General features: G+C 60.1%; 12 protein-coding genes. 3 read left to right on the top strand and 9 right to left on the bottom strand.

What is annotated here, in order from left to right; genetic code table 11:
* Positions 1–210, top strand: a 210-nt coding sequence (locus B9H04_RS16045; RefSeq protein WP_139835134.1) for a zinc ribbon domain-containing protein, incomplete at its 5' end; no start/stop codon positions are given.
* Between the two features lie 75 nt (positions 211–285).
* Here B9H04_RS16045 and B9H04_RS16040 read toward each other — a convergent pair.
* The 5 genes from B9H04_RS16040 to B9H04_RS16020 form a co-directional block, all read right to left on the bottom strand.
* Positions 286–3,828: a UvrD-helicase domain-containing protein gene (locus B9H04_RS16040; protein WP_080508709.1), complete on the bottom strand. Its 3,543-nt coding sequence runs from the start codon at positions 3,826–3,828 to the stop codon at positions 286–288.
* Positions 3,821–4,945 (bottom strand): hypothetical protein, encoded by a 1,125-nt coding sequence (locus B9H04_RS16035; RefSeq protein ID WP_248648700.1) that lies wholly within the window; start codon positions 4,943–4,945, stop codon positions 3,821–3,823. Before B9H04_RS16035 ends, B9H04_RS16040 begins: the two co-directional genes overlap by 8 nt.
* A 134-nt stretch (positions 4,946–5,079) precedes the next feature.
* On the bottom strand, positions 5,080–5,901 hold the full coding sequence (locus B9H04_RS19305) for a hypothetical protein (protein ID WP_248648699.1): 822 nt from the start codon (positions 5,899–5,901) through the stop codon (positions 5,080–5,082).
* Positions 5,902–6,101: 200 nt separating this feature from the next.
* Positions 6,102–6,551 carry an HVO_A0114 family putative DNA-binding protein gene (locus tag B9H04_RS16025; RefSeq protein ID WP_004595501.1) on the bottom strand — a complete coding sequence of 150 codons (450 nt, stop codon included), beginning with the start codon at positions 6,549–6,551 and terminating at the stop codon, positions 6,102–6,104.
* A gap of 24 nt (positions 6,552–6,575) precedes the next feature.
* Positions 6,576–6,914, bottom strand: a complete 339-nt coding sequence (locus B9H04_RS16020) for a toxin-antitoxin system TumE family protein (protein ID WP_211216890.1) — start codon at positions 6,912–6,914, stop codon at positions 6,576–6,578.
* A 107-nt stretch (positions 6,915–7,021) separates the two neighbouring features.
* Here B9H04_RS16020 and B9H04_RS16015 point away from each other — a divergent pair, with 107 nt between their 5' ends.
* A complete protein-coding gene (locus B9H04_RS16015) occupies positions 7,022–7,234 on the top strand; it encodes a hypothetical protein (protein WP_248648698.1) in 213 nt (70 codons plus the stop codon).
* Between the two features lie 307 nt (positions 7,235–7,541).
* On the opposite strand, the gene B9H04_RS16010 is transcribed toward B9H04_RS16015, so the two are convergent.
* Complete coding sequence (locus B9H04_RS16010; RefSeq protein ID WP_049933293.1) at positions 7,542–7,964, bottom strand: hypothetical protein; 423 nt, start codon at positions 7,962–7,964, stop codon at positions 7,542–7,544.
* A gap of 378 nt (positions 7,965–8,342) precedes the next feature.
* The gene (locus tag B9H04_RS16005; RefSeq protein WP_049933292.1) at positions 8,343–8,546 is read right to left on the bottom strand and encodes a hypothetical protein; all 204 of its coding nucleotides are present in this window, start codon (positions 8,544–8,546) and stop codon (positions 8,343–8,345) included.
* A gap of 521 nt (positions 8,547–9,067) precedes the next feature.
* Between B9H04_RS16005 and B9H04_RS18865 the strand changes: the two genes are divergently transcribed.
* A complete protein-coding gene (locus tag B9H04_RS18865; protein ID WP_155120066.1) occupies positions 9,068–9,238 on the top strand; it encodes a hypothetical protein in 171 nt (56 codons plus the stop codon).
* Between the two features lie 1,490 nt (positions 9,239–10,728).
* Here the strand turns inward: B9H04_RS18865 and B9H04_RS16000 are convergent.
* Positions 10,729–12,168 (bottom strand): hypothetical protein, encoded by a 1,440-nt coding sequence (locus B9H04_RS16000; RefSeq protein WP_049933291.1) that lies wholly within the window; start codon positions 12,166–12,168, stop codon positions 10,729–10,731.
* 18 nt (positions 12,169–12,186) lie between these two features.
* Positions 12,187–12,581 (bottom strand): IS630 family transposase (locus B9H04_RS15995; protein WP_139835133.1); only part of this gene is annotated, 395 nt, incomplete at its 5' end.

Below are 12,581 nucleotides of genomic sequence, written 5' to 3'. Positions count from 1 at the left end.
CAGGGCGAACACTTCGAGTGCCAGAAGTGTGGGTATGAACTGAACGCGGATTATAACGCTGCAAAGAATATTGGCGTGCGGTACGCTCGGAAGCGACAACACAAACTCCGTTCCTCGCCCAAGTCGGAGAGCGGAGACGCACCAGTAGACGTGCGTGTGACTGGTGGGACGTTGAACGGTGAGAGTTACCAGCCTATTGCTGGCGACTAATTGCCGGGAGTCCACATCAAAGCCCTACCCTCAAGGACCGAGGCGCGGAGCGCCGAGGGAGTAGGGTAGGGTAGTTTACGAGCCGGAGATCGACTCATCCGACCCAACGAGAGTGCGAACACGGCGCGCAAGAACCGTGGGCGGGAACTGTCCATACACTGACCTTCGGACACACCCGAACGTTTCGACACTGGCGTGAATTGTCGCTGCTGAGCCGAGTTCCTGCTGGAGGATGTGCTCGTAGGCGGCGATCTGGAGTTCATACCGCGGTTGCGTTGCGTCGAGTGACTCATTCAGCGCAATCTTGAGATCGGCCAACTGCCACTCGCCTCCACCCAGATCTATGAGGATATCGGCCTCACCATGAACTTCTACCTCAACCTCCCCAGCAGTCACGAGTCCACTCAAATCGTGGTCGACGTAGACCGCCTCCGCCGCTTGGATCTGGGCCCACAGGTCGGAGTTGAGGAAGTCCGACACGACCGACGTGTGGAAGAAGCTGACGAGGCCACCACGTTCAGTATCTGGCAGCATCTCGATCGACTGCGGCGTTATCTGTTCCATCGCGTCCCGAAGTGCGCTTCGGACGGGCGTGCTCCACGCATCGATCTCGGTGTCCGGCACGTCCATCTCGATGAGGGTGAGTAAGGCCTCGTGGAGACAGGTCCCGACGGCCTCTGGCCCAAGCGTCTCGAACGTGATCGGGAGGCTGTCGGCCACCGCCTCAGTGTCGGTGTGAATCGGCTCGTCAAGGAGGTGGAAACCCACGGTGGCGTCGACATCGTCAGTCAACGGATAAGCCGTACTCGGGTCGAGAAAACGTGGGACCCATGACTCCAACTGGTCGCGTCGAGGCGGGACGGCGCCCGTCACCGATAGCGGCGTGTCGTACATCTCGCGTGTCATACGGCCCTCGACGTCATTCACACCAATCGTCAAATCACCGGCACTGGACGGCTCGTCGATCGCATACGTGGGTGTCCGTCCAGGCGAAAACTCGAGTGTCTCAAACAAGGTATCGAGCCAGCGATCACGCGGCTGTGCCGTGCCGGGTAACGTCTTCGGAAGCGGGATGACGAGATGGTCACGTGCCCGAGAGAGTGCCACATACAGGAGTCGCCACGCCTCCGCACGCTCGTTGGCTGCGACTGACTGGAGCTGGTCTGGACCAAGCAGGTGCGGGGCCCCACTGTCGGCGTCATCGAGCCAGTGCTCGGTCGCCCACCGCAACCCGACATCGCGTGATGCAGCACCCTGTTTATCGCGACTGTCACCGCTTGGCGTGTAGAGTCCCCCATCGAATGGTGGCAGTTCGATATCGGGTGCTGTCTCGACGTTCGTCGGCGGGGCCAACGCCGCAACGCCACCCTGCGTCATGAACCGCTGAGAGAACGGGCCGGTGTCCCAGAGCTTGAAGCCCGGCGTTGCAAGCACAATCACGTCGTCTTGATCGCCTTTGAGCCGATGAACTGTGCTAAAGACGACATCGGCATCGGTGGTCACACTCGGGATATCGGGCCCCTCGCTCGGGGCCGCCCGAAACGGCGCAAGTAGGTCACCGAGGGCAGCTGGTGGGTACTGCGTGTCAGCTTCCCAGTCGGCGACGGTGCTCGTGAGCGTGTCGAGCGCGGCTACTCGTTGTGCTGCCGGCAGCTCGGTGAACTGGTCGCTCGGGTCGGCTCGAAGCGCGAGTTGCTCGATGATGTCTTCCAGGTACACCGACGCTGGAACGCGATGGAACCGGCCCAGCTGATCGCGAAGATCGCGCAGGCCACAGAGGATGTCTCGGGTTTCGGCGTCGAGGTCGTCGGCCGCACAGATGAGATCAAGGTCGTACCCAGCCCGCTCGAAGCAGTCGTGGGGTGCTGTGAAATCGAACGGCGAGTCAGTCAACAACGCACGTGTCTGGGCCCGATCGGTCGGCGCAGTGAGCCAGTCACAGACGGCGAGGACCGCCTTGACCACGGAACACGCAAAGAGTCTCGAACTCGCGTTTTGGACGGTCAGTCCTTCGGCCTTGAACGCGTCTTTGTACGCGTCCATCCGCGTTCGCTTTCTGAAGACGACGGTTATCGACTGTGGCGACCCGGTCTCGTCAGTCAATGTCCCATCAGCGAGGCCCTGTGCGATGTACGTCGCAAGGATGTTCGCCTCGCCAGCGCGGCCGTCGGGGTTGACCCACCGTGTCTTGTCGGGCGCTGCCCCACCGGTGAACGCGGTGACGTGGATGCTCGGGTCGGCGGTTGGATCCCGAGATGCGTCGAGGCCGGGGTAAGTCGCCGCAAAATCATTGAGCCCCCCGCGAGTTGGATCGTCAAAGACGGGCCGCATGATGGTGTTGATGCCGGCGGCGATGTCCGGGGTTCCACGATAGGTTGTTGCGGCTGTCACCGTCGCATGGGTGTCCCAGTCGATACCGAGATACTGGCCCTCGCGACAGGCGCTCGTGAACAGCGACGGATCGGCATGTCGCCAGCGGTAGATGCTTTGGAGCGTATCGCCACACGCGAGGACGCGCATCGAGGGAGTGACAAGCTGTGACAGCGCTGCGTGTTGGATAGTGGAGACATCCTGTGCTTCATCGATGATCACGCTATCGAGCCGCGCGTGGTACCGCTGACGAAGGGCTGTGTGCTGGTCGGTGGGTGGCCCATCGCCATCGACTGGCCAGTCACGCTTGAACACACTGGTGATGAAGAAGGCGACGTCGGTGTGAGAGACCACGCCATACTCGCGGATCAGGGCTCGGTACTGCTCGCGGTACGCTTCAAGCACGTCACCAAACGCTGTCAGCGTCCCCTCCCATGCGTCATAGAGGCGCTGGTCAGCAGCCACAAGGTCGTCCCACTCCGCTGGTGAGAGAGCCGCGTCGGTGTCAGCTGCGGCGTCGGCGTCGACGATGTCTGCGATCGTCGTCACGATATCCGCACGACTGCTGGTTCGTCCCCCGGGATACACTGCCTCTTGTGTGGTACGGAGTTTGCGTTCGAAGGCGGCCGTGGTGAGTCGCTGATCGCGACAGTACTTGACGGCGTCAGTGAGCATCTCCGCAGGAGTGGCTGACCAGCGGCCATCCGGGTATGCTGCTTCCAACTCGGCGATCGCGTCTTCGTGGGCCGGATCGGCAGCGACGGCGTCATAACACGCGTTGTGAACCGTTTTCAGCAACGCCTTATTCCCGATCGATGGCGTCTCCTCGAACCCCAGGTCGGTGGCCAGCTCTCCGAAGACATCACGCAACACGCTGTCGACAGTACCGATGAACGGTGCGTGCCGGACCCGCGTCACGAGATACGCGACATCTGACTCGGTGAGTGACGCTGCCTCGGGGATCAACTCATGATTCACAATCTCCCGAATGTGTTCACAGACACCGGGTCCGATCGCGGCCGCCTCATCGGTGGTAAACGACATGACGGCCACGCTCTGGGCAGGTGTCCGATCGCCACGAGCGTACCGCCGAATGATGGTTTCGGCCGCGATTCGCTGCATCGTCAGTGATTTGCCAGCACCGGCGACACAGTTCATGGTAAACAGTCCCGACTCGGCGTCGACGAATCGGTCTCTGATCGTTGCTTGTGCGTTCCGGAGTCTCCGTGGCTCGTCGTCGTTACTCATGAGGTGTCTTGGTGGGTGCTGGAACGGTATCTGTACTCGCAGAGAGGAGCGCGGCAATCGGCTCAGGAAGCTGCGGTGTCGTGCTCACCAGTTGGGTGCGGGCCTGCTCGGAGACAGTCTCCATCTCGAGTGACGCAAGAAACGGCGAGGGGTACACAACACCACCGTCGGCGGTCTGTGTGTACCGCGTCACGATCACGCCGCGCTCGGCGGCACGCATCGCGTCGGCGAAGTGATCGCGATCACGGCCGTTTCCCCACGCGGTTCGCGGCGCAACGATATCTGTCTCACCAGCTCCCGCGAGAACGGCTTCCTGGAGGTCTGTGGGAACAACGCTGTCAATCTGGGCCGGCCACTCGGCTGCTGTCGCGCCGACCGCGATAACGAATGGAACAGACAGCGCCCACACGTCGTTTGCCTCCATAATGTCGATGGCCCAGGCGTTCGAGTGTTCACGGCGGCCCGGGCGTTGTGTCGCCAGCAGCTCACACAGCTCCTGTACAGCGTCCCACGATCGGGAGACCGTCCCGTCTGCGAGCCATTCGTCGTATTTGTGCGAGACCTGCTCGACGAGCCGAGTGACCCTGACGGTTGCTCGCGCGGCCGTCTCCGTCGCCATGAGCGCCGGTGAGTCAGCCTGCTTGCGGGCGGGCACGCTCGTCTCGCGATACGCGTCGATCGACGCCCCCAGAACCGTTCCAACTGTCTCTGGCGTTGGCTCGCGCTCAGCATGTAACAGTAGCCAGTCACAGTAGGTTGTGAGTCGCTCGTCCGTGGTGTGTGTCTGTATCGTCTCGGCCCACTCGGCGATCGATCGATGTCCGGAGGGAAGGGCCTCGAGAGCGGCCTGGATCGTCGACTGTTCGAGTGGCCAGCCGGCTGTACCCGTGAGTGGTGCCCACCGCTGCGCTAATGGTTCCAACAGCGTTGCAGCACCGACATCGCCGGCGCCAAAGAGCGTACAAAGCGCCGCGATCAGCGCGTATGGTTCGGTGCGGGTTACGCGCAACTGTGTCCAAAACACTGGCGTCACCCCATACTGGATGGCTGCCCGGGTCAGCGGCTGTTCATACGGATCAAGATCGCGAGCCACGACGACGATATCGCGGACGTCCACGCCACGATCACGAATCTCGCGGATAGTCGCCATCACAGCACGCGCTTCCTCGCGACGCGTCGGTGCGGGCAATTCGACAACAGGACATGACGGTGCTGGTAGCCCGCCAGTGAGTGCCGTGCGGTGGGCGTGGGTCACAGATTCACCTCTCGCCCGGGATAATCAATGGACAAGAGGTCCGGGAGTCGCGCTGTGAGGTACTCGCTGGTTCCGGGGCGGAGGTGGAGTTCGATATCTGCCGTCGTTGCGGTACAGAGGGCATACAGGAAGTCAACTTCTGGTGCCGGGATGCTGCTCACACCGACGAGCGAGATCCGCTCGATATCGGGATAGCAATCGGCCCACACCTCGTCGCCGCCGATGAGGCGACGCGTCGCCCGTCTGAGGAGCGCCGTCTTCGAGACCGCTTTGTCAGTCTGGTCGCGCAGCCACGTCTCGACGGCGAGGCCACCATCAACCAGTGTGGTCGCCTCGTCCGCGATGGGGCCTGCAAACTCGTCGGTGACATCGCGCAGCGCCGCAATCCGATCCGGATGGAAGTTCGTCATTGATTCGACCTCTGAACGGATCTGCTCAAGTTGTTGGGGACCGACGTCTCGACGGGCAGCAAGCAACGGACGGAGTCCCGGAGACGGATCCGCTGTCTCCGCCGGAAGCGACTGGAGGAGCGCTAAGCGATCGACGCGATCGAGGCTCGTCGGGGCTGGGTCTGCGGCTCCAAGCAGTACTTCCGCAACGGTTTTCGGGTCGACAAATTCAAACGTATTCTGTGGCTGTGTACGCTCTCGCAGTCGCCGCTGGAGGTTTCGTTGGTGGAGTTCGGTCGGCGCCAACACGAGTTCTGTCGGCGTCACTGTGCGGTCAGCACGATTGAGAAGCCGTTCTTCCTCGCCACAGTAAATCGAGATCTGCGAGGCAATATCGTCGTCAGTCGTGTGGAGGTCCGTTGTCGACATCAGCGAGATCAGGGTATGGGGTACAGTAGGGTGGGTATAAGTCTCTCGCCCCGGAGCGGAAGTGGACCGATCTGTCGGGGCATTTTGGTCGTGGTGTTCGACTGTGGGTACCTCATGACAGGGGCACCATTTGGAAGGCCTCGGTGAAAGGTAGGCCCCGCACCACGGAGAAAGACTCGCGCTTCAGTGCAGAGAGGATGTCAAGGCGTGGCAGCCGTCGTGTCGCCAGCCTCTGGATCGAACGGGAGGTTGATCAAGAGTTCGTCGAACCAGACGACCGGGCGCTTACTCTGACCGTTTTCCTCAAAGAAGATGATACCCAACTGGGCGAGGCGGCTGAGTTCCTCGTGGACGTTCTTCACGTCCCGGTCAACGACCCGTGCGGTTTCGTTGATGCTGGCTGGCTCTTCCCTGCGGATAGCTTCGATGAGATCGAGGACACGCGGCGTCAGCGTCTCCATAAGATCGTCGTAACTGGTGAACGAGAGCGTCGGTGTGAAATCCACCGCGTCGCCTCGTTTGAGCGCCTCGATCCCGTCGGTGATGTCGCCGTGGAACTCACTGGACGAGTTCACGGTAACGACGAGAGTTGATTCGGCCCGAAGCTGTTCACGCTCCATCGGGTGCAGCGGCGGCGTGGTGTCGTTCATGGGTATCACCGTGGTGAGATGGCCTCACTTGACCTCGAACTCGGACTTCGGGATTTCGCTCCAGAACCGTTTCCAGAGTTCGACTATTCCGGGAAACGTGATGCTATCTGGGTGAGGGTCTGGTGCGACGTGTAGTTCGTGCCCTTTGGTGTCCTCGTGCGAGTTGTCGTACCGACGAATCGTCCCATCATCAAGCGTGCGGGGCGGGTCCGGCTCCGTTGCGCCGTAATGAAGCTTGTAGGCCCACCCAGACGGGTACGCATCGCGATCTGTCCGCATACAGAACACGCGGACTACAGCCCCGTCGGGGTACTTTCGCCCCTCGCTCACGCCATCGAGGTCGTCGTCGGTCAGTGAGGCCATCCTCATTCATTGGTACATAGACCAATAAAATAAGTATATTGGTTTGAGGACCAACAGTAGTCGTCACACTCCCAATACTCGTACTTCTGGCAGACATGTCCACGCCGATGGGAATATACCGGTTCGAGCTCCTCCAAAGTATCTTGATCGAGCGCCCGCATAGCATCCGCCGGCTGGCCTCACTCCGTGCGGGGCTGGAAGCCGTCGGTGAACGAGCGGAACTCGTCGGCGTGAGCGACGAGCCACTCTTCCACGCTGTACGGAGCCTCAACGCTCTCGATCAGCGCGAGGTGAACGCGGACTGTGGCGTCGAACCGTGAAGTGTCACGGTCATAGTCGGTCGGTCATGTCACCCCCTCTGGGGCAAACCCTCGTCTCCGGACGAGGGCGATAATGTTGCCTGCGTCCATCAGCCCGTCAGTGGGGGTGCGGAAGCGACCTCGCCGCTGTCGGCTGGTCCGTGGGCACAACGCGTGTGGAGCGAAGCGACTCGCGTGATGCGTCCGCGTCGACCGGGCGAGGTCGCAAGCGGAACACCGCGGAGTCGCTGTCCGCGTGGTCGAGCCCACCGAGCTGGCTGGAGCGTCGCGTCGCTCGGGTAGCGCAGAAAAAATGGAGACCGGCTGGCTATAGTTCTTCGGGCTCGATCGAGAAGTCGTCAGGCGAGAGCTCCACGTCGTCGACGAGGTCGGCCACGATCTCGGCGGCCGCCTCGATAGCCTCCTTGACGTCGAACCCGAGCGTGGCCTCGATGACCTCGTCGTTGTGGACGACGGTCGCGACGACCGGCTGCTGGGTGTAGACGATCAGGTCTTCCTCGAGCGACTGGTACGGGCCCGCCGAGACGAACTGGCGGGCACACTCGAGCGAGCAGAAGCCGACCGTCCCGTAGTCAGCAACCATCCCACGGGCGTCACACCCGAGGAGGAGTTTCAACTGGTCGTCGACATCGTCGTGACAACCCTCACAGGCACACTCGATGTCGTCGTCAAGGGTAGTCGTCAGGTCAAACTCGGACTGAGGCGTCGAACCGCGAAGCGTTTCACTCATAGTCGGTTGGTCGGGTCACCCCCTCGGGGGAAACCCTCGTCTCCGGCTGGGGGAGATAATGTCACCAGCTGAAGCGAGGTCAAGACTCGGCCGTAGCCGGTGTCTCCGACACCGTGCTGAACGGTGGGTTAGTAGTTGCTGCTAACGTCACAACCAGTCGTCCCATGGGGGCCACCACGAGTGGGGAGTCACAGAGAGTTTCCCCCACTGGTAACCCCCCGAAATCGACCCCGAGATCGACCCCGAGATCGACCCCGAACAAAACGGATTGATCGACCGTCTCCACTACAGGCTGGTTGCGGTTCCGTCACCTGCCGCAACAAACCCACCAGTCACCGGGCTGTAGCAAGGGGGTCTCGACCCCCGCGAAGAAGCCGGTCAGAGGACCCGGCGTTTACAGTCACTACAGGCGACGTCACCACCCCCGAGACGAGTCGCGGCGTCACTCGAACAGAAGTCGCACCCCTCCGATCCACTCCGGGCGTTCATCGACAACAGAGCAGCGAAGACGATGCCGATGAGCAGGGCGATTGCGGTGCCGAACGAGACGGTGAAAACGACGAGTGCGAGAAGCGTGTTCATCTTGGGAAACCTCACCGCTGGCCCGACCGAAATAATGCTATCACTGGGTTGGGGCCTGCCGCCACTCCGTCCGGATTCAGACGGTGTCGTCTCACCGTGTTGAGACAGAGCGAGACCCACCGGAGGTGGGTGGCTCGTGGACGCCATTCCGTATACCAGATGACTGAGAGATTCCCGGTGGGGATGTTGGCGATGACTCCCGCCAAGAGGGAGTCGTCGAGGTGGGGCAACCCACCCAGCGGTGCGACGGCCAGCTGCCCTCGAGGCGTGTCGGTCGCAACCACTGTTGGTGGGGTGGACCCGACACCGTTCGGTCCCCGTCGGCTGTCAGGCTCGAAGCGGTCGCTTGCCGTGTCTGTGGTGGTGGCGATCCGTCGCTGGTGACGGCCGACGGCGTCGTAGTCAGAATACTGAGAGTTCGTCTCGCTGTGGATCCTGATCGTCGGATCCGAGCCGATGACCACCGATGGTGAAGCGGCGACTGGTCGCCGCGTCTGTGGCCTCGAGGAGAGGCGGTGTCGATGCCGATTGGTGACCACGTCGTGACCCTCGGTCGGGAGACACCGCGAGTCGAGATCGACGAGTCGAGTCGCATCGACAAGCCCACCCGGACGAGGGGATCAGTGGAGTCGGTCACCGACGTCGGAGGTGAAAATCCCGCCGGGGTCGAAGCCGTTCCACACGGCGTGTGACCGTGGCGATGGTGACAGCCGGTCGGCGTCTGAGGTAGGGCCGACTGTCGGCTGACGCATCAGGTTCCTGAAACAGTCACCACAGCCACGACTCGGCGGTGAGAGACTGGTCGACAGCGAGTGTGTTGAGGGAGTCTCTCGTCTGTGGATCAAGTAGTGTGTCGACGGCGGTCGACTGACCTTCGAGGGGACTGTCCCGGTGGCGGTCATCGACCGTCAGGAGATGTGGAGTCAACTGTGTCGATCGCGGTCGTCGAGATGACGAGTCGTGTTGCGTCCGGGGTCTACCTGACCCGTGGGGAAGCGTGTTGAGACTATTTCGAGATTCTGAGAGGACTTGTGAGTCACACAGTGTTGGTGAGACGGTGGCAGTGCCGACCGCCGCGTAGTGGTGTCCCCGTCTTGCTGGCCGACTGCCTTCTGAAGTCAATCTCGATCTTGGTGGTCATCCAACTGGTGGTGCTTCTGTCTGAGGTCCTGTCTCTCCATGTCCCCTTCAGGGGACTGCTGGGGTGATCCCGGTTGCCTGCTGTATCAGGCATCTTACTCTTGGCCCTTGGGCCTGAACACCCCCCACCCAGAGGGGGTATTACCCGGTATATCACAGACGTACCGGGTCAAATTGGGGGTGTTCTGAGAGGGTGAAAATAAGTTGGTCTCAGAAAACGGCTGAAACGGCTTTTTAGAATACGCTCAGGTATACGAGCGAGTCATATTTGATTGAGCAGTGATTTTGGTGTGGTGACCCCCGGATACGCCTTGCCGTCATGCGATTTTGATTTGATATCCGAGGGGGGTGCTGAGAGTGGACTGAAAACGGGTTAATTCACCCCCCGTATGATTATTTTCACTAAAATTGCCGGGTGTGTCGAAAATGTGGTACTTATATGCGAAATAAACTCTGATAGATTCTCGATTGCCCCCCGGATACCCCACTACGTCTTGCGTTTTTGATTCCATATCCGGGGGGTGTTTGAGTGACCTTGCTACCCCCCGGATACTCCGCTACGTATGGTTATTTTCAAAAAATCGCATTTGGCTAAATTCCGAGGAATAAAAGAGAAAATAACAGGTGATCGGGGATCTGCTGTGAATTAGAGAATACAGGGCCTTTTGGAGACAAAACAGGCTTGAGGTCTGCTGCTGTGGCACCCCCCGGATACCCGGTCACGTCTTGCGGTTTTGATTCTATATCCGGGGGGTGATATTCGGTGGTCGGACCTGAGTTGGACACCAGCTAAGTCAATGTCAGTGGCCTCACCAGCGGGTTGAATAGTTTAGTGTGGAATATGGCGCAAAGATAGTGAGTCGGTCACCTGCTCAGCTCGGGCTTTGCGCGACGACCGGTATCGAAAGGTTCAGCGAGAAGGCGTAGTTGACTCTGATGAGAGACGCACTAGCGTACAGCAAACCATAATCAGGAACCTGTCAAGTAGCCCCCGTCGGAGCAACCGAATCGCGCAGTGAGAACGGAGCCCGGAGAAAGTTCTCTAGTCGTCCACCGAGAACTTCCCTTCGAGTTCAGCGAGGGTTTCGCCCTCGTCTGTGAGCTCAATACCGAACCATGTCCGAACCTGTTTTCCACCATCGACACTGGGCCGACCTTCCTTCAGTTCGACGTCGACTTGCGCTTTCAGCGGCCCGGTGAACGCACCCGGCGCGTACTCTTGGATCGCCACGTCATCCACCGACGTATCAGTACTGTTACGAATGTGTCGAAGGCAGATTTGCGCCCATGAGTTGAACGCATCACGGAGTTCGGCCTTCGGAACGAACACCGTCTCGTCGGTGTCGGTCGTGATCGTCTCGTCTTCCGTGTTGGTGTAGCGACGGAGGAACTGCTTCAGTGGGTCGGGCATGTCGTCCCCGATGAGCGGCTGGCCATACTTCCGGTGGATGCTGTCGAACGCAACGTCTTCTGTGTCGACCGAGGGTGTTGTCGAACCGCTCGCATCTCCGCCCGAGTCACCACCAGATCTACTACTGTCCGCGAGGCGTGCGGGCGTGTATCCTGTCGTGTCCTCGATATTTTTGAGAACTGGGAAGTAGACATCATCCGGGAGCTTGAGGTTGCGCTTCCCAGCTTTGTTCCCGCCCGGTGAGTCGGTATTCTGTTCGTCCGAATTATCGTCGGAATCATCGCTATCCCCGCCGAATTGTTCGAGGTCGTCAGTCTCGCAATAATCGTTCTCGATCGCGTATCCCACAAGCCCCTTCAGCGGGATGGGCGTGTGCTCTGGAACGAGGTTGTTCTGGCGAGCGTAGGTCCACAGATGGAGGTACTCCAAATCATCGAGATTCTGACCACTCGCGGAATCCTTCGGGTCGCGCTTGCCCATGTCACAGAGGGCAAAGTGTTGGAAGTTATAGAGTGCTTCCCGCTTGTGGCAGTAGGCAGTTTCGTCGTCGATCACGACGAAGTAGTTCTCCGATTCACCGAAGTGACCGAAGGGGTTTTTCCCACGGGATCCGGGCGTGAGTCCAAGGTCGCGCAGGTCGAGGTTCCAGAGGGGGTTGTGGCTCCCAGTGAGCTCGCGATAATCCCCTTCTTCGATCCGGTCTTCGATCTCCTGTGGGTCGATGTCCATCGCGGTGCTGGCGTCGTTCACCAGCCCCCCAATGTTGCCCGTCGCGGCGGGGTGTTGTGACGGGTGGATTGTGGGGATGAATCCGAACAGCGAGAGGGGTGGATACACCGCGTTTTGTTCAGGGACAGGATCGAGAACATTACCCTCGCCGCGAAGCGTGTTCGCGTCGCCAACAGGCCACCTGTGAGCGGCTGTCAGCGCCCCCGTGTCAGCGTCGGGATCAGCCGGGATGATGTGGGGGTCACGAACCGGCAAATCCACACTCGTTTCCGTCCGGTCGATTGCCCCGACAGTCTGGGAGAGGTCGTGGGCTGTGGGGTAGCCAAGCGACGCCGGATCCATCCCGGTTGGGTATAATGATTAAGATAACATTCGAAAGTCAAGGAACTGTTCACACCACTTCTTTGCGAAGCTGACGCGTTTCGTTATTTTCTCAAAAGTTTCCTGAACGAGGTCTTTGAATTCCGCTTCGCTCTCAACGACAATTGGTGCCATCGTCCATTTGAGATACTTCCAGACTTGCTCGATTGGATTCAGGTGCGGTGAGCCTGATGGAATAAAAATCAGGTCAATCCCGAGTTGATGCGCACGCTTGCGCGTGTGTTTACATCTATGTGAACCGTGCTTATCCAAGACGAGCAGAATCCGCTTGCCCGGATTCTGCTCGCGGATCTTCTCTAATACCCCGCAAATCTGCTCTTTCTCTTCGTTCTCAGTGAACGTTACCAGACTCTCACCGTTGAGCGCGTAGAATC

The sequence above is a fragment of the Halorubrum ezzemoulense DSM 17463 genome, assembly GCF_002114285.1.
Taxonomy (GTDB): Archaea; Halobacteriota; Halobacteria; order Halobacteriales; family Haloferacaceae; genus Halorubrum; species Halorubrum ezzemoulense.
This window is presented reverse-complemented; position numbering and strand designations above follow the sequence as displayed.

Coding starts and splice junctions, on each gene's coding strand:
- B9H04_RS16040 (WP_080508709.1), bottom strand. CDS start 3,828: ATGAGTAACGACGACGAGCCACGGAGACTCCGGAACGCACAAGCAACG.
- B9H04_RS19305 (WP_248648699.1), bottom strand. CDS start 5,901: ATGTCGACAACGGACCTCCACACGACTGACGACGATATTGCCTCGCAG.
- B9H04_RS16025 (WP_004595501.1), bottom strand. CDS start 6,551: ATGAACGACACCACGCCGCCGCTGCACCCGATGGAGCGTGAACAGCTT.
- B9H04_RS16020 (WP_211216890.1), bottom strand. CDS start 6,914: ATGGCCTCACTGACCGACGACGACCTCGATGGCGTGAGCGAGGGGCGA.
- B9H04_RS16015 (WP_248648698.1), top strand. CDS start 7,022: ATGGGAATATACCGGTTCGAGCTCCTCCAAAGTATCTTGATCGAGCGC.
- B9H04_RS16010 (WP_049933293.1), bottom strand. CDS start 7,964: ATGAGTGAAACGCTTCGCGGTTCGACGCCTCAGTCCGAGTTTGACCTG.
- B9H04_RS16005 (WP_049933292.1), bottom strand. CDS start 8,546: ATGAACACGCTTCTCGCACTCGTCGTTTTCACCGTCTCGTTCGGCACC.
- B9H04_RS18865 (WP_155120066.1), top strand. CDS start 9,068: ATGCCGATTGGTGACCACGTCGTGACCCTCGGTCGGGAGACACCGCGA.
- B9H04_RS16000 (WP_049933291.1), bottom strand. CDS start 12,168: ATGGATCCGGCGTCGCTTGGCTACCCCACAGCCCACGACCTCTCCCAG.